Below are 25,784 nucleotides of genomic sequence, written 5' to 3'. Positions count from 1 at the left end.
TGCACCTAACATAAATTAAAACATCAATCAAAAAACGAACAATCATGACAACTTTATCTAGAATTATTGGAATCTTAATTTTAACGATATTGATATTCCTTACATCCTGTTCCAGTGATGACGACACAGCAACCATACCTATATCTAATGAAACAATGACAAATGCGGAATTAACCGCTTATTTTACAACACTTGCAGAAAATACCGAGGTACCAGGGTTTGCCATTAGTATCGTAAAAGATGGCACAATTGTATATCAAAATGCCGTGGGCTATGCCAATATTGAAAATGAAGAAGCGTATACCAACCAAACCGTAAATTTCATTGCATCGCTTAGCAAAACATTTGTGGGCGCCGCAACAGCAAAAGCCATTGAAGAAGGGTATTTTACATTGGACACCAATATCAATGAACTTTTACCCAAACCCATTTCTAATCCAAAACAGCCAGAAGCGGTAATAACTGTTAGGCACTTGGTTACACATACCTCAGGTTTACTGGATAATGTGGAAAGCTATCTAGCCCATAATTATTATATTTTACCGGAGGAAAATGTCACAACCCCAGGAGCGAATATTTTAAAAGACGCAACAGGGTTAGAACAGAGAGCTGCGCGTTCATTAGAAGATTTTCTAGCCAATTATTTTTTAGAAAATGGGGACTTATACAGTACGGATAATTTTGCCAATGTAAAACCAGGGGAGGTTTGGAACTACTCTAATACCGGTACTGCTTTAATGGGCTATATAATAGAAACGGTTACCGAGCAGTCCTTTTACGACTATGTAAAACAAAATATACTTGCCCCACTTCATATGAATGCTTCTACTTTTAATATTAATGAAGTTAATATTAACGCAACCGCAACATGTTACTTAGAGCAAGGTATTCCACTGCCAAAATATGCCTTTGATTCTTACCCGGAAGGAGGTCTTTACACCAACAATGAAGATATGGGCAACTATTTGTTAGAAATGAGCAAAGGTTTAAGCGGAGATACCACCACATTATTTGGTTCATCTTTGTACGATATGTTATTTGATTACCAACTACCAAATGGCATTGTACCTAGTAATTTTGCCGATAACCACGGTTTATTCTGGTATGTTCACAACAATCTTTGGGCACATGGTGGTAACGACCCTGGCGTTTCAACATATATAGAATTAGCCGATGATGGATCTTGGGGGTATTCCATGTTATCTAATATGGATGCCGTATTTGGCGCAAATGAGGCCAAATATCTTCAAGTAAAAGAAAAAATAGAGAAAGGTATACAAGTATATTTAGAAAGCAATTGACAATCAAATGATTTAATGAGTTCCCCCATCATTAAACCATTAGTAAAACCATAAATTATGAAAATTAAAATATTGTTTATGATAGCTTTTTTAACTTACGGATTAAATTACGGTCAAAAAACAGCTCATGTAAAAGCAAAAATAGATTCTCTATTTAATGCAAAACTACAAGACGATTTAGTTCACAATGCTTTTCTTTCTGTGTATTCCGAAAAGTTAGAAATTGATTGGAATTATAGCGGAGGTACATTTATGAACGGAGAAAAAGTTACCAAAAACAACCCATTTCATAGTACAAGTGTAGCCAAGACTTTTACCGCAACCCTAATCATGTTACTGCAAGAAGATGGAAAGTTGAATATTAACGACCCTATAGCTGAATATCTTCCCGGTGAAATCATCAAAGGGCTACATGTATTCAATGGTATAGATTATTCTAAAAAAGTACTAATAAAGCAACTATTACAGCACACTTCTGGATTACCGGATTATTTTGCAGATACACCTAAAAATGGCGCTACTTTTATGGAGCAGCTATTCACTAATAATGACAGATTTTGGCAACCCCTTGAAATCATTGAATTTACCAAAACTCAATTACGGCCACATTTTGCCCCTGGTGCTAGTTACAATTATTGCGATACCGAATATGTTCTGTTGGGTTTATTAATAGAAGAACTTACAGGTAAACCATATCACATATTCCTCTCCGACAAGATTTTCAATCCTTTAAAAATGGAGCATTCATATATGCACTTGCGCTCAAGACCAATAAGTGAATCGCCGGAAAAATTATCAGAATTCTATGTAGAACAAACCAATATTAGCACGTTCAAGAGTTTAAGTGCTGATTGGGCAGGAGGAGGAATAGCAACTACTACAAATGATTTATTAAAATTCTATCGTGCATTGAACAATGCCGAAATCATTTCCAAAAAAAGCTTTAAGTCAATGCAAAATTGGATAGGAGAGTCATATGGTCTAGAATATGGGTACGGACTAAGAAAATTTGATGTTAAAAAACTATATCCATTTTCAAAAAACCACACACTTATTGGTCACTCTGGCACATCAGGTTCATTTATGTATTACTGTCCGGAATTAGACGTGTATTTAACAGGAACGTTTAACCAAACGACCTATGAAAAGAAACATGTTGATTTTATGGTAGCTATACTGTCACACTTAAAAAATCTTACTAATGTAAAAAGCAAAAGAAATGGATAATGAGGAGTTAGTTTTACTTGCTGGAGCCACCGGATATTTAGGTACATATATCGCCAAAGAACTTAGTGAACGTAGCATGAAGACCAAGATTATTGCGAGAAACACAAAAAAAGCAATGCAATTCGCAAATAATAACACAACCGTAATTAACGCAGAAGTAACTAATACCAATACATTAAAAGGGCTTTTTGAGGGAATTACTACAGTCATATCAACAGTTGGAATTACACGTCAAAAAGATGGTCTAACTTATATGGATGTAGATTACCAAGCCAATAAAAATTTACTTGAAGAAGCTAAAAGAGCCGGTGTTAAGAAATTTATATATGTTTCTGTTTTAAATGGCAAACAACATAGAAATTTAAAGATCATTGAAGCTAAAGAAGCTTTTGTAGACGAATTAATAGCCTCAGGGATAGACTATAGTATTATTCGTCCTAATGGGTTTTTCTCTGATATGAAAGACTTTTTAGATATGGCAAAAAAGGGAAAAGTATATCTTTTTGGTAGCGGTAAGAAAAAAATAAATCCTATTCATGGTAAAGATCTAGCCATTGCCTGCGTAGATAGTATTCACGTTTCAAATGAAGAAATCAATATTGGTGGTCCAGATATTTTAACACAGAACGAAGTAGCGGAACTGGCACTTTTAGCTAGTGGAAAACCAATAAACATTATTCATATACCTCATTGGATCAGAAAATCAATTCTAAAAATATTACGTACGTTCACTTCGTCAAAAATATACGGTCCTTTAGAGTTTTTCTTAACTTTAATGGCTGAAGATGCCATTGCTCCAAGATATGGCAGTCACCGTTTAGTTACATTTTTTCAGAACGAGATAGATGTTTTAAAAAAATAAATTTCGTTTACAGTATTCTTTAAAAAGAGGTTATGAATATCCCTGATAAAAACACCCTATTTCCATTAGAAAACTATAAGAGATTGTGTTTTCTAAAAAACATCATTAAAAACCTGAATATAATTGTAGGTGATTATACCTATTATGATGATTTTGAAGACGTAGCCAATTTTGAGAAAAATGTAAAATATCATTTTGATTTTGTTGGCGATAAACTAATCATTGGAAAGTTCTGCATGATTGCTTCAAATGTCACCTTTATTATGAACGGAGCCAATCATTTAAGCAACTCCATTTCAGCTTACCCGTTTGCTATTTTCGGAAAAGATTGGCAACATGCCATGGATGGAAAAAACTATCCTACTAAAGGTAATACCGTAATAGGCAATGATGTGTGGATCGGCTACAACGCCACCATTATGCCCGGAGTAACTATTGGTGATGGGGCCATAATTGCAAGTAATGCAACCGTAACAAAAGATGTACTGCCATACTCCATTGTTGGCGGAAATCCTGCCAAGCTTATTAAGAAGCGATTCTCGGATAAAGAAATTGCTAACCTTTTAGAATTGAAATGGTGGAACTGGCCTATAGAGCAGATTACCGCAAATGTGCATCATCTTACAGGTGAAAATTTAGAAGAGCTAAATTAATTACTCGTAAACCTCAACAACCATTTCTATCTCTACAGCCATACCAACAGGTAAAGATACCATACCAACCGCGGCACGCGCATGTTTGCCATTTTCACCAAAAACTTCGACCATTAAATCTGAAAAACCATTAATCACTTTAGAATGATCTGTAAAATCTGGAGAAGCATTCACCATACCGTGGGCACTAACAATTCGTTTTACTTTGTTCAGGTTGCCCAGTTCGGCTTTTAAAACGGAAAGTTGATTAATACCCGCTTCTCTTGCCGCTTGGTAGCCTTGCTCTACGGTTAAACTATCGCCCAATTTACCTATCATGTACTCACCATTAGCTTGTTTTGGTCCTTTACCGGCTAAAAACAATAAATTTCCAGCTCTTACAACGTGTTGGTAGTTTGCAATGGGAACACCCTGACCTCTAAGTTCTATACCTAAACTATCTAACTTGGCTTCTGGGTTATAATTAGAATTTGCCGTTTCTTGAATTAATTCTTCTCCTTGTTGAGTTTCTTTGGTTTTATCTGCACAACTGATCAACAAAAAAGTTAGAACGATATATATAAAATGTTTCATTACAGGTCAGTTTATTTGAAATTATTATGGTTACAAGTTACCTAATACTTCATTATCAACATAATACCTTAAAATTCACTTGCCATTGTATTGCATAAAAAACACTAAATATTAAACTAATACTATTTTTTGTGTATTCTGTCGTAGTTAAGGTATCATTTTACTAAAAAAGCATTGATATTATTTCATTTTTATTAGTTTAGCAAATTAACCAAAACAACAACTAAATCAATTTAAATATGGAAAGTTCAACAGCGACTTCTAAGGTAAATGCGAATAGGCTCTTTTATGCCAGTTGCTTTGCCCTAATTACAACGGCATTCTCATTTGCCATAGCAGCAGGTATTTTAGATCAATTAAAAACGGAACTGGCATTAAGTGCAAGTCAAGCCGGTTTGATTACCTCTATGTGGTTTTTAGGTTTCCCCATAGCTATGGTAATCGGTGGTTTGATCTACCATAAAGTAGGGGGCAAAGTAATTATGCAATTTGCCTTTTTTGCGCATTCAATCGGTATTTTACTTTTAATATTCTCTGGCAACTATATAGGTCTTTTGATAGCCAACTTGCTTATAGGTCTTGGTAACGGTTGTACCGAAGCGGCATGTAACCCAATGATTGCAGATGCGTACAAGGGAAACAGAATGAGCACAATGCTTAACCGTTTTCACATGTGGTTTCCTGGTGGAATAGCCGTTGGTAGTTTACTTTCTGGTTTTATGACGGATTTTGGTATTACAGGACAAAGTCAAGTATGGTTATTATTAATACCTGCGATAATTTATGCCTTTTTATTTTACGGACAAACTTGGCCTAAGGCTAAGATAGAGGAAGCGGCAACTATTAGCGGAAACCTGAAAGGCATGTTCACTCCCTTATTTTTATTCATAGGAGTTTGTATGGCATTAACTGCCATATCAGAATTTGGTCCTAACCAATGGGTAGGTCTAATTCTTTCTAAAAGTGGAGCAGAACCAACGCTAATATTAGCATTGACTGCCGGATTGATGGCCGTTGCAAGATTCTTTGGAGGTAGTATGGTTGCTCAGTTCAACCAAACGGGTGTGCTTTTGGGTTCTGCTGTACTTGCTACTTTAGGCATTTATCTTTTTAGTACACAAACTGGAACTATGGCTTACGTAGCCGCTATAATCTTTGCTCTGGGTGTTGCCTATTTCTGGCCTAATATGATTGGCTTAACCGCTACCAAAACTCCAAAAACCGGAGCTTTGGGCATGTCTATTATTGGTGCGATAGGAATGTTCTCTACATCAATTTTTCAACCAATCATTGGTGGTTGGATCGATGCCGATAGAGCTGCTGCCGAAGCCCAAGGGTTTACAGGTGATGAATTAGAATTGGTTTCCGGTCAAGAAACGTTAAGTACCATGGTACTGTTTCCTGCAATTCTAATTGTTTTGTTCACTATTCTCTATTTCTGGTTAAGAAGTAAAGAAAGTAAAGGAGAAATTGCTACGGCATAATTATGCCGATTAAAATAAAGAAAGCCGAGCAATAGATTTGCTCGGCTTTTTTCATTCGATTTTTTAAACTTATTCCAAAAGTAGCTCTAACAATTGAATGGCTGCATCACTAATCTTCGTTCCAGGACCAAATACGGCAGTAGCCCCAGCTTTCGTTAAAAAATCATAATCTTGTTTTGGCACCACTCCCCCAACAATGACCATAATGTCTTCACGGCCGTAGCTTTTTAGTTCCTTAATAACTTCGGGAACTAGTGTTTTATGTCCGCCAGCAAGTGATGAAACTCCTAAAATATGTACATCGTTCTCCACTGCCTGTTTTGCGGTTTCTTTTGGTGTTTGAAAGAGCGGACCTATATCTACATCGAATCCTAGATCGGCATAACCGGTTGCCACCACTTTAGCCCCACGATCATGACCGTCCTGTCCCATTTTAGCGACCATTATACGTGGTCTACGACCATCTTGCTCGGCAAACCGATCAGCTAACTCCTGCGCTTTTTTAAAGCTTTTATCTTCTTTGATTTCTCTTGAATACACGCCTGTAAATGAATTTATAATAGCTTTATGTCTGCCAAAAGCCTCTTCTAAAGCACTACTGATTTCACCTAAAGTTGCTCTTTCCCTTGCAGCAGATACCGCTAAAGCTAGCAAATTTTCTTCCGAATCACTATCATCCAATTTATTCTTTGCGGTGATAGTTAGTTCTTTCAGCTTTTGGGCAACCACTGCGGTATTTCTATTTGCCTTAACTTCTTTTAATCGTTGTAACTGCTGTCTTCGTACTTCTTTATTATCGACCTCTAAAATCTGAAGTTCATCTTCTTCTGTCAATTGATACTTATTGACCCCAACGATTACATCTTGTTCACTATCTATACGCGCTTGTTTTCTTGCTGCGGCTTCTTCAATTCTGGTTTTAGGTATTCCAGTTTCTATAGCTTTGGTCATGCCGCCAAGGTTCTCTACTTCTTGCATCAACTCCCACGCCTTGTGCACCAAATCATGTGTTAGTTTCTCCACATAATAACTACCTGCCCAAGGGTCAACGGTTTTGGTCACATTTGTTTCATGCTGCAAGTATAATTGTGTTTCCCTAGCTATACGTGCAGAGAAATCCGTAGGTAAGGCAATTGCCTCATCCAATGCATTGGTATGTAAACTTTGTGTACCGCCAAAAACGGCAGCCGCTGCCTCTATAGTAGTCCTTGCCACATTATTGAAAGGATCTTGCTCCGTTAAGCTCCAACCACTGGTTTGGCAATGTGTTCTCAGCATCAATGATTTTTCGTTCTTTGGATCAAATTCTTTCACCACTTTGGCCCACAACATTCTGGCAGCACGCATTTTGGCTATTTCCATAAAATGGTTCATACCAATTCCCCAGAAAAAAGAAAGTCTAGGCGCAAAATCATCAATCTTCAAACCCGCTTTTAAGCCAGTTCTAATATACTCCAAACCGTCTGACAATGTATATGCCAATTCTAAATGGGCAGGTGCACCAGCTTCATGCATATGGTAACCAGATATACTTATACTATTGAACTTGGGCATATGTTTACTGGTATACTCAAAAATATCAGCAACCAATTGCATAGATGGTTTTGGTGGATAGATATACGTATTACGCACCATAAACTCCTTGAGAATATCATTTTGTATAGTTCCAGATAACTTATCTAAAGAAACCCCTTGTTCTTCTGCCGCTACAATATAAAACGCCATTATAGGCAGCACGGCACCGTTCATGGTCATGGATACTGACATTTCATTCAAAGGAATTCCTTTAAAAAGCACCTTCATGTCCTCAACCGTATCTATGGCAACACCCGCCTTACCTACATCGCCAACAACACGTTCATGATCACTATCATATCCTCTATGTGTAGGAAGATCAAAGGCGACCGACAAACCTTTTTGACCTGCTTTTAAATTTTTTCTATAGAATTCATTGCTCTCCTCTGCAGTGGAAAAACCGGCATATTGCCGTATGGTCCAAGGCCTTTGTACATACATGGTTGCATAAGGCCCTCTAAGAAACGGCGGTAAGCCCGCTGCAAAATTTAAATGCTCTACCTCCTCTAAATCTTGTTTGGCATATCTTTTTTTCAACGGAATACTTTCGGCCGTAGTAAACAAGTTATCCTTCAAATCTTTACTAATGGCATTTTGTTGCTTACCATTATCAGGAAAAGTGTCTAGTTGTAGATGTTGCAAGTCTTTTCTACTCATGTGATAAACGGTTTTGCTCTAATTCCTCTGCCAATCTTTTTTCTATGATAGGGGTAATCAAGGTTTTTCTTGGGTTCTTTTTCACGAACGGATATAATTCTAATGCTTCGCCCATTTTATCCGCTTCATTTTGAAATACATTGCTACCCACTAATACTACTTTTTTGGCATCAAATTTCTCTTGCTGTTTACGGGCGCTATCGGCAATTTTATTTTGTATGATATGATTTTTTAATTGCTTTAAGAAACCCCCATCTTTTTCTATCGCCTTAAATAAAAGTAAAGCCTTTTCTGCTAATTGATGCGTAATAATTTCTATGTAATAACTACCTTCAGTTGCATTTTCCACCTTGTCAAAATAGCTTTCTTCTTTTAATAAAATAAGTTGATTCAATGCGATACGATTGGCAAAATCATTATCTTTTTTATAAACGGCGTTATAATTCAGATTAAAAACAACATCAGAACCGCCCAATACGGCAGACATACATTCTGTAGTAGTTCTTAGCATATTTACATTGAAATCATAAATGGTCTTATTACGTTTTGACGGCTGTGACACTATGGAGCAGGGAATGGTAATACCATAAGCTTTGGACAAAACACTCCAAAGGTTTCTTAAGGCTTTTAACTTTGCGATTTCAAAAAAATAATTACCAGCTACCGAAACCCTGAAATCTATACTTTTTAATTGTCCTAAATTTTCACCTTGCTGCAGTACATTCAAATACTCGTTCGCATGAGACATTGCATAAGCCAATTGTTGCACAATGTCTGCACCGGCATTTTCATAAAGCGAAACATCTACACTTAATATAGTTTCGGTATCCAATGTAAATAATTCCCCGATGAGTGACATATCCGAAGACATATTTTCATACCAATTTCCAGACCTTGCCAAATGACCTATGGGGTCAATCTGCCAATGGATTTTATTTGCATTTGATACTCTATCAAGAATCTGTTTTATATAAGTTTTGGACAAAAATTGCAGTTGGAAGCATACCTTGACCCTGTTTAAATCAATATTGTTCAAAATGATAACTGCATCTACGTTCTCCGACGGTACAATAAACTGCAGAGCCTCTGCACCTTTTTCTAGATACCTGAGCGCTTTTTCATTAGCCATTATGGCATTACCGGCATAAATATTTTGCCCTATTTTCCACGTAGAATTTTGCACCTGTTGAATAGTAATATGCTCTAGATCTTCTGCATGATAAAATGGTTTTACTTTAATACCTTCAGGTGAATTCCACACTACCTCTTCATTGTAGTCTTTACCTTTTAAATTGTACTGTATCTTTTGTTTCCATTCTTTTTCAGAAATATCCCTGAAACTATCAAATAAGGTTTCACCCTTCATAGCAAGACGTAGTTTAATTAAACAACATATTCCATTAATGCGCCTGTGAATATAAATTCAGCGCATTCTCTCAAAGATACAATAAGTAAATCGTGTTTATATAGAGCTAAGCTAATCTGCCAATTCTGTAGCATTTAGGTTACGCACATCGCCAGTCTCTATTCTTGACAACTCTTTTAGTTTGTCTTTCTCAAACAACGCCGGTAAGTCTTTTAATGGCGTGCCAACAGGTGCCTCCCAATTAATATAATCCTGGAATCTAATACCGTCAATGGTCCTAGGGTTATAAGCACTTCTAAAACGCACACCGCCATCATTTACACTGTAGCTGTAAGCCAAGTAATTTATATAATGAGATTTTTTATTTACCCAATACATGAATATATCATCATAATCGGTACCGCCACCATCTTTACCAAAAGTAACGCGTACTACATCATAATCTTCCCCTTTGATTACGGTTTCACCAACGCTTTCCTTATGTACCGCTTTATCATTAAGCTTATAAGGCAAAGTAGCAAAATAGATTACTGAATTCAATGCATTACTATATACTGTACTATCCTTTTCAGATAGATGTACCGGCTCATCATTGACCTTTCTACCAAATGATCCATTTACAATGTTGTCTTCAATTCTATTCCCTAAGCTATCCTTGAAATTTACACGATAAGTATAGCCATTCTTATTATTGAACATGTACATTTTATCCCTAAAAACAAACTCATAGTTGGCCGTATCATAAAGTTCTCCACCATGCGCTGTAATAGCATGCTTTATAATGTCCTCAGCACTTTCAACCGTGGTCCTCGAGGTTGCATCTTCTAAAGGTCCATTGTTTTTACCTGAGTCATTACCATTTTTGCAACTTAATATGATCAAAAAAATAAGAGTAAATGCTGCTTTAACTGTTTTATTCATATCTATATATTTCACGGGAATCACATTTGTAATAATATTTCTAATGGACCATTAAAACAAAATAGTCGAAAGAGAATACAACTACTAACGTACCAAAGTTATCATAATAATAAATGGAGATTCTCTTTAGAAATCATAATAAATGTTAACAACACTTTATAAACCTGAATTTCAAAAAAAAACCGAACAACTACCAAGGGTTTGATAATTATTCGGCTTTAAATGTCACTGCCAGAACAAAAGTAGGCAAGACATAAAATTTTACTGATTATTGATTTACGATAAAGGCATGTATTACTCCTGGTAACCATGCAAGTAAAGTCAATAAAATACTTATTAATAATGTTGTACCAATACCGTGTTTCATAAAAACGGCCAATGGTGGTAAAAGTATATTCAATATTATTGTTAGTAAAGACATCTTTTTAGTTTTTAGGTTCCATCAAAACTAAGATTATCATACAGTCTTTATTAACTACATTAATTTGAATGATAACCTAAAAAACAAAAACTTATTCTTTTCTGTCTGCCAACAAGCCTTCAATAATCGTTTTTAACCTACCAAGACCTATTGGTTTTACAATGTAGTCAGATATAGCACTTATTCTTTTAGCCCTTTCTATATCTACGGGATCAAGAGAAGATGACACCATGTAAATTGTTATTTTCTTACCCACCCTTGGTTTTATTTTCACGTATTCTTCCATGAATTGAAAACCATCCATGACAGGCATATCAATATCCAAGAAAATAACATCAGGAAATACAGAATCTTGATCTAAGTTATCCAACATAAAATCAATAGCTTCTTCACCATCGGAAAAGACCATAATTTCTAAAGGTAATTTAGTAGACTCCAAGGTTTTGACCATGGTAAATTGATAAATAGAATCATCATCTACAATACAGGTCTTTAAAATATTATTCATATCAAGCTTAATTAAATTTTATAGTAAATGTAGTTCCTACATTTACTTCGCTAGTAGCGGAAATAGTACCGCCCATTGCTTCTATTTGAGTTTTGGTAAGGTACAAACCTACCCCCTTGGCATCTGGGTGTCTATGAAAAACCTTATTCAACCCAAAAAGTTTAGATCCATGCTTTTTAAGATCAATACCCAAGCCATTATCTTTAAAAGTAATGATATTAATTTCATTTTTCACCTCGGTCTTAATTTCAATATGTGGCGCTCTATCTTCGGCGCTATATTTAATGGCATTACCGATCAAGTTCAAAAATATACTTTCCATATATATTTTATTATAGGATATATGGGTAAGTTGTGAAAAGTCGGTATCTATTACTGCATTGGATTTTAAAATAGCTCCGCTTAAAATTTGGGAAGTATCTTTAAATACATCTTCAAAATAAACTTTTTCTATATTCTCATTAGCATCACCCACCTTAGCTTTAAGCGCCTCTATCAAGGTATTGAGTGTAGAGGAAAGGTGGTCTATAACGCTACTGAATTTATTGAATATATCTGTACGCTCCTCATCATTTTCAGCGTAAGTATAAATTTCCAATAAAGAATTAAGGTTGGCAACCGGTGCTCTAAGATTATGCGAAGTTATATGGGTAAAATCTGCTAATTGTTGATTCTGCAAGGTTAATTTCTGAGTGAACTCCTCTAGCTCTTCTTTTGCGTGAATCAATTTTTCTTCCACCATTTTTGTTTTGGTAACATCTTGGCATGCACCGATCATTTCTTTGATTTCGCCATTTTCATCTTTGACGACTTCACCAACAAGTTTAATTATTTTTACGGTTCCATCTTTTAATAGGATACGATGAACGAGACCTTTCTTTTGGTGTGTTTTAATAAAATTATCTATGTGCTTTCTAACACGTTCTTTATCATCTGGGTGTACAAAATGGAAGTATGTATCATACTTTATTTGACCTATTTCTTCCGATAAACCAAAAATTTGATAAAGATTGCTAGACCAAATAACACGGTCTTGCTTTACGTTCCATTGCCAATTACCCATTAAGGTCAATTGCTCTGCATAGTTTAAAAGTTCATTTTTTCTTTGAAGCTCATCCCTAACTTCCTTTATTTTGGAAATATCTGTAGCTATCGCAATAAACCCTGCATTTTCATCATTATCGTCCAATATGGAAGAAACCGTAGTCAATGCAGGAAAAGTTGTTCCATCTTTTCTTCTAAACACCCATTGTCTTGTATTATTTATTTTATCCTCCCAATTATTGTATGACATTTTGGTTAAATCTTTACCAATAATATTGGACATATCTTCTTTAAATTGCATCAACTCATCCTCATGCAAATAAATTTCAGGTGTTTTCTTTCCTATAAGTTCTTCTCTTTTATAACCCAACATTAATTCAGCACCTTTGTTAAATCGTTGAATAACACCATTACTGTCAGTAACTATTAAACCAATAGATATACTGTTGGATATTGCTCTCAGTTCTGCATTGGCTTTGCTTAAATATTTTTCTGAAGTAACTACCCTTGTTATATCTTGTAAAGTGCCGTAGAGCTTTACTGCTTTGCCATTTTCAAAAATTACTTTCCCGATAACTTTTGTCCAACGAAGGTTACCCTTAGCCGTAACTATTTCTGCTTCTATATCTATTGGTTCTCCATGCTCTAAGGCTAAACTAATTTTATGCTTAATTAAATCTCTACTTTCTCCTTGACTATAAAATTCAATACTATTTTCAACAGTAGGTTCATAATCATTATCCACTTCGTGAATTTGCCTTACAATATCACTCCAAACAACTTTATTTCTAACAAGGTCTACCTCCCAAGTTCCTATAACTGCAATCTCGCTAGTTTTTCTTAAGATTGATTGTATACGTTTATTTTGAAGTTCCTTTTCTTTTTGTTCCGTAATATCTCCGGTGTGCATTAAGAGTCCGCCAATCTTACCTTGTGCATTATACCAAGGGCGAACATCCCAATATATCCATTGTATGGACCCATCAGCCCTTTTAAAAGGTGCTTCATCACACACATCAACAGCTCCTTTTAAACATTTTTGATGCTTTTCTTTCCAATCTGAGCCAATCTCTGGAAAAACCTGATAATGAGAACGGCCTATAACATTTTGCCCCTCTAATTTAAAATCCTTTAACCAACGCTTTGAAGCTGCTAAATAGATCATATCCCTATCTAACATGGCTATTGCCGTTGGTGTCTGTTCAATAAATATTTGGTGATGCTTTTCCAGGAATTCGATGTTTTTTGGATACTGATTCAATGTGTATATTTTAACAAGTATTTATGTTAAAAATAGTAATAATTTTCTGATTCAAAATAGATTACATTTTTAAGATTTTAAAATTCATAGAATTAAACAGAAAACATCAGCTGGTATATCCGATATCTTTGGTTAGATATTATTGAAATGATTCTGATAGCATAAACACCTTTAAACAACATAGTTACAACAAACTAAATATATTCTTAAAAAATGCTTGTTGAATTATTTAAATCTCAAAAACCTATTGCGATTATTTTAATAATCACATTTTGTGATATTTATGTTTTTCTTACCTTGTAGGAATCCAACTAACTACCATGACCAAACAACCAAACAATAACTGTTTGTTATTGACAATTACTAAATCGAAAAAAAATATTAGTAAGAATCTTTATGACCATATATTCTTTATAATTTTTATTTTTCTATTCCCTCTTACATCAATTTACGCACAAAATAATACGAATATTAGTGGCGAATACTCTTCAATACCCTTAAAAGATGTCATTACCCATATTGAGAGCCAAACCAATTATAAGTTCTATTTTTTAGAGGAATGGACACAGGGTATTAAAGTGAACAAAACCTTTAATAATGAGGAATTATTTTCTGTATTGGAAACTATATTAGAAGACACCTCTTTAAATTTTCATATTTTAAATGCTACCAATCGTATAATTCTATTAGAAAACGGTTTGATTTATGATGAATTGCCCAAAGGATTTTTTGGACCCGAAGAAGCATCAGAAGAAAAAAATAGTACTCGTATAACAAACAACAGCCCTCCACCTGTATTTTACAATACCGATAATCCAAGTAAAAAAACCTACCAGGTTACCAAAATAGGAAAAAGTGACCCTGACAACTTGAGAGAAACCTATCTGTTAACGGGAAGAGCAATAAATTCTAGTACCGGAAATCCCATTCAAGATCTAGCAATACGTACTAAAGGGTCAAATCTAATTACCGTAACCGATGCTAATGGTAATTATTCTTTAGAATTACCAGCAGGACATAATGTTCTAAACATACGCGCAATGGGCATTGCTTCTACGGAACGTGAAATTATAATGTTCAATAACGGCAATTTAGATTTACTCATGGAAGAAGGTCTTCAGCAATTAGATGAAGTAGTTGTAGAAGCAGATGCCTTCAAAAATGTAGAAGAAGCAATTACGGGTAGTGAGCAAATAGATTCAGAAGAATCTAAAAACATACCGTTGGTATTGGGAGAACGCGACATATTATCTGTTGCCAAGGCTTTACCAGGTATATCCTCTGCAGGTGAAGGTGCCATGGGTCTAAATGTTCGTGGGGGCAAAACGGATCAAAATCTTGTACTGTTAGATGATGCCGTTATATATAACCCACAGCACTTTTTTGGCATTTTCCAGGCATTGAACCCATTTACGACCAAGGGCGTAGATATCTATAAAGGTGCTATTCCTGTAGAGTTTGGCGGCCGTCTTTCATCGGTCTTCGATATCAGAACAAAAAATGGTAATGTAGAAAAGTTCTCAGGCGAAGGTTCTATTGGTCCAGTGACCGGAAATTTAGCATTGGAAATTCCGTTAGAAAAAGAAAAATCATCCCTTGTCCTTGGTGGTAGAGGTGCTTATGCCGATTGGATCCTGAGGTCTTTAGATGACGAATCCTTAAGCAATAGCAACGCTTCGTTTTTTGACGGCATCGTTAAATATCACAATAAAATAAATGACAAAAATGAAGTGAAAGCGACTGCCTATTATAGCAGAGATGCTTTTAGTATTACCTCAGATTCATTATACAATTATGACAATCGTCTTTTTTCTGTGCGTTGGGACCATAGAATGAGTGATAAAACCAATAGCGCACTTATTGTCGATAATAGTAATTACGGATTCGGAATTGATTTTGACGGCGAAACCAATACCGATTTCAACTTAGATTATGGTATAAATGAAACTGAAATAAAATATAAGTTACGCACCTCTTTAAATACTAAAAACACACTAGATTATGGTGCATCTGCCAAATACTATTCTGTAAACCCTGGCAGTATAGAGCCCGATGGTAACGAGTCTGATATTGCACCACGATCCATTGATAATGAGCAAGCTATAGAAGGTGCCCTCTTTATTGGCGATGAACTTACTTTAAATGAAAAACTATCCGTAAACCTAGGTGTACGCTATGCATTTTTTGCCGCTCTAGGTAAAGCCACCCAAAGAACCTATGAAGACGGAATGCCAAAAAATGAATCTACCGTTCAAGATACCATATCATATTCAAGTGGTGAGAATATTAAAACCTATGGTGGACCAGAAGTTAGATTATCCGCCAGATATTTATTTACACCTGATTTTTCTGTAAAAGCCAGTTTAAACAACTCCTATCAATTTCTACACACGCTATCTAATAACACCACGGTATCACCTATAGATACATGGAAACTTTCCGATTTAAATATAGCTCCACAAAAAGGCTACCAAGCCTCTCTAGGGTTTTATAAAAACTTTAAAGAAAATGAGTACGAATTAAGTATTGAAGGATATTACAAAAAAATGGAAGATGTGCTCGATTTTAAAACTGGCGCCAACCTCTTCTTGAACGAAAACGTTGAGACACAAATACTACAGGGAGATGGGAAAGCGTACGGAGTAGAATTTCTTTTGAAAAAGAAGAGCGGTGATTTAAACGGCTGGTTAAGTTACACCTACTCTAGATCTCTGTATCGTTTTGATAGTGAGTTCAGTGAAGAGCGCATAAATAACGGTGATTTCTTTCCTTCTAATTTTGATAAACCGCACGATGTAAGTGTCATTACCAACTATCGTTTTACAAAGCGATATAGCATATCTGCAAATTTTGTGTACCAAACTGGTAGACCTATTACCTACCCCGTAGGCACATTTAGATTCAATAACGCAGATTTTGTTGCTTTTAGCGATAGAAACAAGTTTAGAATACCCGACTTCTATCGTTTAGATCTGGGATTAAACATTGAAGGAAACCATAAGAAAAATAAATTGGCACATAGTTTTGTGACTATATCCGTTTATAATGTTTTAGGAAGAAATAATCCGTATTCGGTATTTTTCGTAACAGATGATGGTGAAGTTAAGGCGCTACAAAGTTCCATTTTCTCCATTCCCATTCCTTCCATTACCTATAATTTCAAGTTTTAAAAGAATAGAAAATTACTATAAATGAAAAAATTAATTCTATTTATAATTTGCATTTCCACTTTAGCATCATGCATTGAAGAGGTTGATTTGGGTATAGCCGCAGATGATGAAGTCTTAAAAATATTAATTGTAGAAGCCACCCTAACCAACGAACTAAAAAACCATACGGTAGCATTAAGCAGAATGGACACTTTAGTAGATTTAGGAATAGACTCCGTTTACAATCCGTACACGCCAATACGAGATATTAATAGAGATTTGGTACGTTACGAAACTAATGCTACGGTTTCAATTGAAAACAGTAATGGCACCACCTATTCTTTTAATGAGGCAAGTCCGGGTATTTATGAATCTGATATTGAATTTGCTGCTGCAATGGGCAATGCATATCAATTGAATATTATTACATCAGATGGAAAAAGGTACACCTCGACCAACATGCAAATTGAAGGTTTAGCAGCTATCTCTAATCTTTACGCAGAAAAAACGACAAGTGAATCTGGAGCACAAGGTATTGGCATATTCGTAGATAATACGATAGAGTCAGGTACCGTTCAAAACTTACGCTATACTTATGATGAAACGTATAAAATAATAGCTCCAAATTGGTCTCCAGAAGCTTTTAAACTTACCAACTACGATCCATGCGCCCTACCAGAAGTAACTTATGACCTTGAAATTGTAGAACGAAAAGAAGAACAACAGGTTTGCTATGGCAATAACCTTTCTAATTCTATCATTCAAGCTCAACAAGGTAACTTAGGTGATAATATTACAAAGTTTATGGTACGTTTTATTGACCAAGAAAACTTTATTATAAGCCATAGATATAGTATTGAAGTAGAACAATTAGTTTCAAGTGCAGCATCTTTTAGTTTCTACGATCAATTGAATAACTTCAGCCAAACCGGTAGTATTTTTTCTCAAATACAACCCGGATTTTTAGAAGGTAACCTTTCTGCAGACGATGGTACGCAGGGTACTGTAATCGGTTTTTTTGATGTAGTATCCGTTTCTAATGATCGGCTCTTTTTCAATTACACCGATTTTTATCCGAATGAAGAATTACCCCCATACCCTTTTAATTGTAGTGAATTGACAGCACCAGAATCTCATGTTTCTTTTTGTTTTAGTGGAATGAGAGGTCCAAACCCATGTCCACAATCGGTAATTCAACAAGTAGATCTTGATTTAATAAGTTATGTGAAGCCAAATGTTAATGAGGAAGATTGTGGCGGACCACACATATTTGTACCAAGAGTATGCGGAGATTGTACAGCTTTAGGTAGTAATATTGAACCAGATTTTTGGGCGGATTAATAGTTAAATATGTTTAAAAAAAGTTTTTTACATTATCGTAAATTGATGCTATTAGTTGTCCTAACTTTTAGTGCTTGTGTGGAAGAAATTGAAATTGACACTTTAAATGAAAATGAATCTCAGTCGGCATTAGTAGTCGAAGCGATTTTTACCAATGAGGCTATTACACAAACGGTGTATTTAAGTAGAAGTTCCGTTAATTTAGATTTAGAAACAGATACGGTTTACAGTCCATATATACCTTTAAGCAGTAGACCTTTTGACACCGTTGATTGGGAAATTGGTGCTACCGTTACGTTGTTGAGCGAAAGTGGCGAAGAGTTTAAATTCACAGAAGCCCAAGATGGCGTTTATCATTCCAACACTCCGTTTGCTTTACAAATGGGTGTCAACTATACCTTAGATATCAGCAGGAATAATGGACAAGAGTATGAATCTGACCCTATATCTATTCAAGGAATCTCTAGGGTAACCAACGTATATTCGGAAAAAGCTGAAAATGATAACGGAGAAGAAGGTATTGCCATCTATGTAGATAGTGAGCCATTAGAAGGTAATGCCAAGTATTTCAAATATACTTATGCCGAAACTTATAAAATTGTAGCACCTTTTTGGCAGAATTTTGAATTTGAACTAACAAATTATGACGGCATTGATGATGTAGTCGATTATGATTTAGAGGTTGTAGTAAAAGAAACAGAAGACCGCATCTGCTACAATACAGTTTCATCTAATACTATAGATGTATTTAGTACAGATGGTGTTTCTGAAGGAAATGTTACTAAGCATAAAGTCAGATTTATTACAAAAGACAATTTCATTATCGCCCAACGCTATAGCATATTGGTGCAACAACAAGTGCAATCCCCAGATGCTAATTCTTTTTATAAGACGCTACAGTCTTTTTCTCAATCCGATAATTTATTTTCACAAATACAGCCAGGAGGTATATATGCCAATGTACATCGAAAGGATGGAAAAATAGAAAATGTATATGGTTATGTAGAAGCAGTTGGGGTTACAGAACAGCGTATCTTTTTAAATTACGAAGATTTTTTTCCAGAAGAAACTCCACCATACGCCTTTAATTGCGGATTTGAGACTGCTAAATTGTTTAATAGTCCTACGGATCCCTGCCCCCAAGGATTACTGGAAAGAATTGATATAGGAACGGTAACGTACTATTCCGATTATGTAGAAAACCTGGTACCCGATGCGAACCCTATTTGCGTGGGTCCATTTATTTTTGTGCCTACAATATGTGGAGATTGTACGGTTTTAGGAAGTAATATTAAACCAGATTTTTGGGTAGATTAAATAACACTTATGAAGACAACACAAATACTTACCGTAATAATCATTTTAATTACCAATCTCGGTAGCTCCCAATATGTGATCAAAGATGGTAGCGACCTTTTGAGTCTAAAAAAAGTACCTCAAGAAAAAGCATATGTGGATTATAGCGGTCCATTATCGTTCTCTGGAGAATACCTGTATTACACTATACATTGTTTTAACGCTCAAACTAATAAGCCTACCAACATAAGTACCATTGGTTATGTAGCACTGGTAAACGAAGCTAAAGAGTTCGTTTTTGAACATAAAATAAAGTTGAACAAAGGTCATGGTTATGGTGACTTTTTTATCACGACCGATATACCGTCGGGCAGATATAAACTTTTAGGCTATACGCAATGGATGAAAAATTCTGGTCTACCTCAGGTTTTTAAAGACGATATAGTCATTATCAACCCATATATGGCTGATCAAACCTTACTATTGAGCAAAACCACAGCTAACATTGATAAAAACAATCTAGACAAAATATCAGTTTCAGACTCATCGATCATTTCTTTAAAAACTTCAAAAGCTTCATATCTCCCAAGAGAAAAAGTGAACCTATCCATTAAAAATTACAAAGGAGCTTTGGGTCATGGTTCATATACCCTCAAGGTGAAAAGAAAAGAAGAAATTGATGTTCCGCCCGCGTTAAACTCCATTACATATGGCAATGCCTACTTCAATGCCGACAAGGAAATCAAACAAACTATTGGCGATAGCATTTTTTTACCAGAACAACGAGGAGAGCTAGTTTACGGTACCGTAAAAAATACTAAGACAGGATTACCTGCTGAGAACCTTCCCGTTGTTATTTCTATTCCTGGGAAAGAATCATTATTGAAGTTTTCAAAAACCGACCAAAATGGAAATTTCTATTCTTACATACGCAAAGACCGTAAAAACCCAATGGCGGTAATACAGGTTGAAGACCAAAGCGAAACGTATACTATAGAAAAAGGAACACCTAAGCATATTGATATAACCGATCTATCATTCGCAAATTTCAGATTATCAAAACAGCAGGCGGAATATATAAAGAGCAGAAGCGTACTAAACCAAATAGAAAATCAGTTCTTTGGTGCCAAACCAGATTCTATTTTACAAAGTAATCCCATAGATATTTTTAACGGTGGCATACCAGAAGTTATCATTCTTGATGAATACACTCGCTTTCCGACCCTTGAAGAAACTTTGGTAGAAGTAGTGAAATTCGCAGGCTTTAGAAAAGTGAATACCAGTGACGCCTATATAAGAATTGGTCAAGATTTTAAATCTTATGATGAAGATTACAACGATTTTCCTGCCATTGTTTTAATAGACGGGGTATTCATACCTCATCACGAAAAAATCAGAACCTTTGATGCCCGAAACATTGAAAAGATTAGCTTGACAAGAGATCAATTTCGTTTGGGTCAAAAAGAGTATCAAGGTATTATTTCTATTGAAACTTTCGATGCAGATTTTCTAGACAACTATACTGCTAAAAATAGCCTAGTTGTACCGTTTACCCAACCTGTAGCCAAAAAGAACTATTTTGTACAATCTTATCAACCGGAGGATGTTTCTTATGATAGAATTCCGGATTACAGAAGAATGTTATTCTGGAAACCAACTTTTAACATCACCGATAGCGATTACAATTTTGAATTCTATACTTCTGACCTTGAAGGCACCTATGAGATCATGCTGAACGGATTTACAACTTATGGTAAGCCTTTAACGATTATCAAGGAAATTGAAGTTATAAACACAAATTTAAATTAAAATTGTTAAGTAATATTTCGTACCCTACTTAACCAAGCTTGCAAAATTAAAACTAGCGTTTACCAGATTGTCTTTACTTTGCTCCATAGCTTGCCTTAAAGTAGAAATGCCTCTTACAATCGATGCCACATAATTTAACCCGAATTTTTGTTGTTGTGCAACGCTAATACTTACCGAGCCACAAAGTGCGGCAACGGGTATATTCTTGGATTTGGCAGATTTTACTACCCCATCTATGGTCTTGCCAGAAAGCGTTTGCTCATCTAACTGACCTTCGCCGGTAATGATCCAATCTGCTCCTTCAATAGCATTGTCAAAATCTGCCAATTCCTTGACCAAATTATTCCCAGAAATTAATTCTCCGTTCAGAAAAACAAGGGCGCCACCACCAACACCACCTGCTGCACCGGAGCCATTTACTTTCTGTAAATCGATTTCATAACGATTCTTGATAATTTCTGCAAAGTTGCACAAACCCTGATTTAGAAATATAATCTCATTTTCAGAAGCACCTTTTTGTGCCCCATAAATATAAGCAGCACCTTGCAGCCCATAAAAAGGATTGGTGACATCACATGCGACTTTCACTTTTACCCCATCTAATCTATGATGCTTGTTGGAATCATCTATAGTTTTCACCTTTGAAAGATGTTTTCCTATTGGGGATAACTCCAGTCCTTTTTCATCCAAAAACCGAAAACCCAACGCATTTGCCATACCCATACCACCGTCATTGGTAGCACTACCGCCAATACCTAAAATAATTTCTGTTGCTCCTTTTTCAAGCGCATCATAAATAAGTTCTCCCGTACCCAATGTTGTCGTTTCCATGCAGTCAAACTCATCTACATTCAACAATTTCAATCCTGATGCTTCAGCCATCTCTATGTAGGCAATCTTTGTTTCATCAGAATATAAATAAGAAGCATTTATAGGTCTAAAAAGAGGATCTTTTACAGTATTGGTTACCGTTTCTCCTTTTATATAATGTTTAGCGACTTCCATGGTACCATCACCACCATCTGCTAAAGGCTTTTTCAAAATTTCGGCATCATTGAACACCATTAGGAGTCCTTCCTCTACGGCATCACAAAATTCGAAACCGGTTAGTGAGCCTTTAAACTTATCTGGTGCTATTACAAATTTCATTGCTATAAGATTAATTCAAAATATTTGGTAATGCAACACTAAAAGCAACTATTGCTACAAAGTATGCCAACAATATTACCACTTCTTTTTTACCGGAATAATATTCAACCTTTAACCCTTCATTTACCCTTCTTTTAACCGTGTAGCTAACACCAAGCGCTACCAATACGGTTACTAAACACCCCAGTGCATTCCACCAGAACCAAAAGATCTGAGGCACATATTGCCATAGGTAAACATTGAACAATACCCCAACTACTATACCTATATTGGCACCAAGAGCATGAGTTCTCTTGGTAAGTATTGCCAAAATAAAAGCTGCCAAAATTGGACCATAGAAAACAGAACTTATTTTATTGATCACCTCTATGACCGTGCCTTCTATATTGCCTGCAAAAAATGCAAAAAACAAACAGACCAGACCCCAAAAAATAGACAGTAACTTTGAATAGGTCATGTATTTTTTATCTGGCATATTAGGGTTGAATCTTTTTACGAAGTCTTCCATAGTTACGGCAGATAAGGAGTTTACCGTAGAACTCAAGGTAGACATAGCTGCTGACATGATAGCTACGATCAAAATACCGATTACCCCATTGGGCAAATATTTTATGATAAAAACCGGTACCATTAAATCTGCCTTTTTACCCGCTAGAGAGCCAATATTTGCCTGATAAACCGTTTCCATTTGCTCTTGAAAAGTTACATCTTGCAATAATAATGTACCCAATACAAGACCCATTATACAGTAAGTTAATGTAAACGGAAAACGTAGTAATCCGTTTGCCATCATTAATTTTTTAAGGTTAGACATGCTACTTGATGATAACAATCGTTGCGATTGGGTTTGATCTGTACCGTAGTATGACGCATATAGAAAAAATCCGCCTATGACCATGGGCCAAAAACCAAATTCATCATTTCCGTCCGCATTATTAAAACCCCATTTACTAAAGTCTACCGCTGTAATTCTATCGGTATCCACATGGGTAAGAAAATTATCTACTCCACCAAGCTCACTAAAACCAAAATACAGACAAATGATAATACCTATAAATAGAATACTCATCTGAATTACATCTCCCCAGATAACCGCTTTCATCCCTCCTTGAAATGAATATACCATGGTGATAAGACCGATGATCAATATAGAAATCCAAAAATCCAGTCCAATTGTTGCCTGTAGAATTAGAGCCATAGTATACACCATAACCCCTGTAGCTACCGATCTGCTAATTTGAAATACAAAGCTTATTAAAAGACGGGAAGAGGAGTCAAATCTTTTCTCCAGATATTCATATACGCTAACAATACCAGATTTATATAGCGTAGGCAATACTGCAATAAGTAAAAAAGCCATTGCCAGGGGCACGCCAAACTCGTACGTTAGCCACTGCATGCCTCCACCATCTTTAAGACCTACAAATGCAGGTGCGGAAATAAAGCTTATCGCCGATAATTGCGTTGCCATTGCAGAAAGGCTTAACGGCAGCCATGATGTTTTACGACCACCCAAAAAGTAATCGCCACCAGAGTTATTCTCCTTGAACATAAAGCCCAACCCTAAAAACCCTGCTAAATAAACAACAATAATGATATAGTCAACGTAGTTCATACCTTAGTTTCTATTTTTTTTGATTAAAAAGCCAACCATAATAATACCGAATAGGTAGAATACAATTAAAAAGTAATCAATATAATTCATAACACATCAGTTTTAATCGGTATTCACCATATCAATATATAAAGCGGCGCTCCAAGAGAAATTATTACCGCCGTATCCGGTAGGTTTCTCATTGCCCGTATCTTTTCTACTGTCAAAATATTCGTAAAAACCATATCTCTCGATCAGCTCTATACTATCTTTTTTCATTTGCTCAGCTACATTTGAAAAATCATAGTTTTTAAGCCCAAGAAAAAGCATCCAATTCATGTTAATCCAAACAGGACCTCTCCAATATTTTCTAGGATTAAATCGATCGTTCGTAGGGTCGAATGATGCACATAGGTATCTCTCATCACCACCAAATTTATCCATCATGGTATTCACCAGCACCTTAGCTCTTTCAGGCGAAGGAATATTTGCGAACAAAGGTGAAAAAGATGATGACGTAATATGGCGAATAGCTTTTTCATTTCTTAGGTCATAATGCACGTAGGCGCCAAGTTCAACATCAAATAACTTCTCGTTAAAACTTGCGATACTCTTAGATTGCCATTGTAATAGGGTTTTAATCTTATCTTCATTACCCCCAATTAATTCATACAATTCAATTAAAGCTTGATTGGATTTTATTAGCATGGCATTGAACAATGGATCTTGTACCAAAAAAGGAGACAATTCCGCTATCTTACCATCGTCATAATTATTCTGTTTAGCAATGTCTATGATATACAGGTAGTGATCATACTCCCTTTTAGAAGGACGTTGAGAAGCATCTACATGGGTGGTATCTTTTCTAACGAAATTATATTCTGGAGGATTCATGGTATCCCAAATATCATCCCAAACAGGTGAGTTGTCAGTACCAGATTCCCAGTTGTGATAGATGTATACCAAACCTTCATCTTTGGGGTCTCTATTCTCATAGAAATACACGTGATTGTTAAAAACCTTATCGATTTCTTCTTTGATAAAGTGCAACATATCATCTTTATCCTCTGCAATACGATGCATTTCCTGCAACACAAAACCAGAAACAGGTGGTTGCGTCATACCCGTAGACCTATACTTTTTTGATGACAATGGGTGCAATTCAGATTGATGAAAATCTGCTCCGGGGAAATATGAATCGTTATCCGTATGAAAAACGATATGCGGTATAAATCCGTTACCCCATTGAGAATCTAACAATGTTCTCATTTCGGTTTTTGCCTTTTCTACATCATAATGGGCAAAACCGATAGCGATAAACCCAGAATCCCACTTCCATTGAAAAGGATACAGCCCTGCGCTTGGTATGGTAAAACCTCCATCTTGAAAATTTGCATCTAATACTGCAATTGCCTTTTTATATAATTCTTGCTTCATATTATCTCATAAATAACCTTGGGGCCACCCCACTAGGTTTTGAATTGAAAAATAACTATCACTTCGACTCAAGCGTCGGAGCAATTAAATCTCGATTATCGAGTAAAAAAACACATTGGTAATTCTCCAACCACCAATGTGCTCATCATTTAAACT

19 protein-coding genes are annotated in these 25,784 nt (G+C 35.7%); 9 read left to right on the top strand and 10 right to left on the bottom strand.

Translation table 11 applies throughout. The features are described 5' to 3' along the window. Positions 1-44: 44 nt before the first annotated feature. Genes YQ22_RS09650 through YQ22_RS09635 form a run of 4 tightly spaced genes read left to right on the top strand, consistent with a single transcriptional unit; the run spans position 45 to position 4,043 of the window. Positions 45-1,301, top strand: coding sequence for a serine hydrolase domain-containing protein (locus tag YQ22_RS09650; protein WP_071341029.1), 1,257 nt, complete (start codon positions 45-47; stop codon positions 1,299-1,301). A 57-nt stretch (positions 1,302-1,358) separates the two neighbouring features. Then, positions 1,359-2,528: a serine hydrolase domain-containing protein gene (locus YQ22_RS09645; protein WP_083414224.1), complete on the top strand. Its 1,170-nt coding sequence runs from the start codon at positions 1,359-1,361 to the stop codon at positions 2,526-2,528. After that, positions 2,521-3,390: an SDR family oxidoreductase gene (locus YQ22_RS09640; protein ID WP_071341028.1), complete on the top strand. Its 870-nt coding sequence runs from the start codon at positions 2,521-2,523 to the stop codon at positions 3,388-3,390. Before YQ22_RS09645 ends, YQ22_RS09640 begins: the two co-directional genes overlap by 8 nt. A gap of 32 nt (positions 3,391-3,422) precedes the next feature. After that, the gene (locus YQ22_RS09635) at positions 3,423-4,043 is read left to right on the top strand and encodes a CatB-related O-acetyltransferase (RefSeq protein WP_071341027.1); all 621 of its coding nucleotides are present in this window, start codon (positions 3,423-3,425) and stop codon (positions 4,041-4,043) included. Here the strand turns inward: YQ22_RS09635 and YQ22_RS09630 are convergent, their stop codons facing one another. After that, on the bottom strand, positions 4,044-4,616 hold the full coding sequence (locus tag YQ22_RS09630) for a RidA family protein (protein ID WP_071341026.1): 573 nt from the start codon (positions 4,614-4,616) through the stop codon (positions 4,044-4,046). Between the two features lie 239 nt (positions 4,617-4,855). On the opposite strand from YQ22_RS09630, the gene YQ22_RS09625 reads away from it, so the two are divergent. After that, a complete protein-coding gene (locus tag YQ22_RS09625; RefSeq protein ID WP_058104205.1) occupies positions 4,856-6,100 on the top strand; it encodes an MFS transporter in 1,245 nt (414 codons plus the stop codon). Positions 6,101-6,169: 69 nt separating this feature from the next. Here the strand turns inward: YQ22_RS09625 and scpA are convergent, their stop codons facing one another. The 6 genes from scpA to YQ22_RS09595 form a co-directional block, all read right to left on the bottom strand. Next, positions 6,170-8,332 carry a methylmalonyl-CoA mutase gene (gene scpA / locus YQ22_RS09620; protein WP_071341025.1) on the bottom strand — a complete coding sequence of 721 codons (2,163 nt, stop codon included), beginning with the start codon at positions 8,330-8,332 and terminating at the stop codon, positions 6,170-6,172. Then, entirely contained in the window at positions 8,325-9,698 is a 1,374-nt protein-coding gene (locus YQ22_RS09615; RefSeq protein ID WP_071341024.1) for a methylmalonyl-CoA mutase subunit beta, read from the bottom strand. Before YQ22_RS09615 ends, scpA begins: the two co-directional genes overlap by 8 nt. Before the next feature lie 111 nt (positions 9,699-9,809). After that, positions 9,810-10,619 (bottom strand): DUF6503 family protein, encoded by an 810-nt coding sequence (locus tag YQ22_RS09610; protein ID WP_071341023.1) that lies wholly within the window; start codon positions 10,617-10,619, stop codon positions 9,810-9,812. Between the two features lie 268 nt (positions 10,620-10,887). Continuing rightward, positions 10,888-11,040 carry a YqaE/Pmp3 family membrane protein gene (locus YQ22_RS09605; protein ID WP_036151377.1) on the bottom strand — a complete coding sequence of 51 codons (153 nt, stop codon included), beginning with the start codon at positions 11,038-11,040 and terminating at the stop codon, positions 10,888-10,890. A 91-nt stretch (positions 11,041-11,131) separates the two neighbouring features. Beyond that, positions 11,132-11,548 carry a response regulator gene (locus tag YQ22_RS09600; RefSeq protein WP_071341022.1) on the bottom strand — a complete coding sequence of 139 codons (417 nt, stop codon included), beginning with the start codon at positions 11,546-11,548 and terminating at the stop codon, positions 11,132-11,134. 7 nt (positions 11,549-11,555) lie between these two features. Continuing rightward, positions 11,556-13,853: a PAS domain S-box protein gene (locus YQ22_RS09595; RefSeq protein WP_071341021.1), complete on the bottom strand. Its 2,298-nt coding sequence runs from the start codon at positions 13,851-13,853 to the stop codon at positions 11,556-11,558. 320 nt (positions 13,854-14,173) lie between these two features. Here YQ22_RS09595 and YQ22_RS09590 point away from each other — a divergent pair, with 320 nt between their 5' ends. The 4 genes from YQ22_RS09590 to YQ22_RS09575 are packed head-to-tail and all read left to right on the top strand — an operon-like array spanning position 14,174 to position 21,448. Then, the gene (locus YQ22_RS09590; RefSeq protein WP_083414223.1) at positions 14,174-17,023 is read left to right on the top strand and encodes a TonB-dependent receptor; all 2,850 of its coding nucleotides are present in this window, start codon (positions 14,174-14,176) and stop codon (positions 17,021-17,023) included. A 21-nt stretch (positions 17,024-17,044) separates the two neighbouring features. Further along, positions 17,045-18,343, top strand: a complete 1,299-nt coding sequence (locus YQ22_RS09585) for a DUF4249 domain-containing protein (protein WP_071341020.1) — start codon at positions 17,045-17,047, stop codon at positions 18,341-18,343. Between the two features lie 45 nt (positions 18,344-18,388). Beyond that, entirely contained in the window at positions 18,389-19,660 is a 1,272-nt protein-coding gene (locus YQ22_RS09580) for a DUF4249 domain-containing protein (RefSeq protein WP_232231159.1), read from the top strand. A gap of 9 nt (positions 19,661-19,669) precedes the next feature. Further along, entirely contained in the window at positions 19,670-21,448 is a 1,779-nt protein-coding gene (locus YQ22_RS09575) for a hypothetical protein (RefSeq protein ID WP_071341018.1), read from the top strand. Positions 21,449-21,472: 24 nt separating this feature from the next. On the opposite strand, the gene YQ22_RS09570 is transcribed toward YQ22_RS09575, so the two are convergent. The 3 genes from YQ22_RS09570 to YQ22_RS09560 all read right to left on the bottom strand — a co-directional run bounded on the left by YQ22_RS09570 (position 21,473) and on the right by YQ22_RS09560 (position 25,628). Continuing rightward, positions 21,473-22,597, bottom strand: a complete 1,125-nt coding sequence (locus YQ22_RS09570) for a glycerate kinase (RefSeq protein WP_071341017.1) — start codon at positions 22,595-22,597, stop codon at positions 21,473-21,475. Between the two features lie 10 nt (positions 22,598-22,607). Then, positions 22,608-24,212 (bottom strand): sodium:solute symporter, encoded by a 1,605-nt coding sequence (locus YQ22_RS09565; RefSeq protein WP_071341016.1) that lies wholly within the window; start codon positions 24,210-24,212, stop codon positions 22,608-22,610. Between the two features lie 102 nt (positions 24,213-24,314). Next, positions 24,315-25,628 carry an MGH1-like glycoside hydrolase domain-containing protein gene (locus tag YQ22_RS09560; RefSeq protein ID WP_071341015.1) on the bottom strand — a complete coding sequence of 438 codons (1,314 nt, stop codon included), beginning with the start codon at positions 25,626-25,628 and terminating at the stop codon, positions 24,315-24,317. Between the last annotated feature and the right edge of the window lie 156 nt (positions 25,629-25,784).

It is taken from the genome of Maribacter sp. 1_2014MBL_MicDiv (genome assembly GCF_001865655.1).
Taxonomy (GTDB): domain Bacteria; phylum Bacteroidota; class Bacteroidia; order Flavobacteriales; family Flavobacteriaceae; genus Maribacter; species Maribacter dokdonensis.
The sequence above is the reverse complement of the archived record's forward strand: the minus strand, read 5'-3'. Positions and strand labels throughout refer to the sequence as shown.

Coding starts and splice junctions, on each gene's coding strand:
- YQ22_RS09580 (WP_232231159.1), top strand. CDS start 18,389: ATGCTATTAGTTGTCCTAACTTTTAGTGCTTGTGTGGAAGAAATTGAA.
- YQ22_RS09630 (WP_071341026.1), bottom strand. CDS start 4,616: ATGAAACATTTTATATATATCGTTCTAACTTTTTTGTTGATCAGTTGT.
- YQ22_RS09590 (WP_083414223.1), top strand. CDS start 14,174: ATGACCAAACAACCAAACAATAACTGTTTGTTATTGACAATTACTAAA.
- YQ22_RS09625 (WP_058104205.1), top strand. CDS start 4,856: ATGGAAAGTTCAACAGCGACTTCTAAGGTAAATGCGAATAGGCTCTTT.
- YQ22_RS09565 (WP_071341016.1), bottom strand. CDS start 24,212: ATGAACTACGTTGACTATATCATTATTGTTGTTTATTTAGCAGGGTTT.
- YQ22_RS09585 (WP_071341020.1), top strand. CDS start 17,045: ATGAAAAAATTAATTCTATTTATAATTTGCATTTCCACTTTAGCATCA.
- YQ22_RS09600 (WP_071341022.1), bottom strand. CDS start 11,548: ATGAATAATATTTTAAAGACCTGTATTGTAGATGATGATTCTATTTAT.
- YQ22_RS09610 (WP_071341023.1), bottom strand. CDS start 10,619: ATGAATAAAACAGTTAAAGCAGCATTTACTCTTATTTTTTTGATCATA.
- YQ22_RS09640 (WP_071341028.1), top strand. CDS start 2,521: ATGGATAATGAGGAGTTAGTTTTACTTGCTGGAGCCACCGGATATTTA.
- YQ22_RS09570 (WP_071341017.1), bottom strand. CDS start 22,597: ATGAAATTTGTAATAGCACCAGATAAGTTTAAAGGCTCACTAACCGGT.
- YQ22_RS09615 (WP_071341024.1), bottom strand. CDS start 9,698: ATGAAGGGTGAAACCTTATTTGATAGTTTCAGGGATATTTCTGAAAAA.
- scpA (WP_071341025.1), bottom strand. CDS start 8,332: ATGAGTAGAAAAGACTTGCAACATCTACAACTAGACACTTTTCCTGAT.
- YQ22_RS09560 (WP_071341015.1), bottom strand. CDS start 25,628: ATGAAGCAAGAATTATATAAAAAGGCAATTGCAGTATTAGATGCAAAT.
- YQ22_RS09575 (WP_071341018.1), top strand. CDS start 19,670: ATGAAGACAACACAAATACTTACCGTAATAATCATTTTAATTACCAAT.
- YQ22_RS09650 (WP_071341029.1), top strand. CDS start 45: ATGACAACTTTATCTAGAATTATTGGAATCTTAATTTTAACGATATTG.
- YQ22_RS09605 (WP_036151377.1), bottom strand. CDS start 11,040: ATGTCTTTACTAACAATAATATTGAATATACTTTTACCACCATTGGCC.
- YQ22_RS09645 (WP_083414224.1), top strand. CDS start 1,359: ATGAAAATTAAAATATTGTTTATGATAGCTTTTTTAACTTACGGATTA.
- YQ22_RS09635 (WP_071341027.1), top strand. CDS start 3,423: ATGAATATCCCTGATAAAAACACCCTATTTCCATTAGAAAACTATAAG.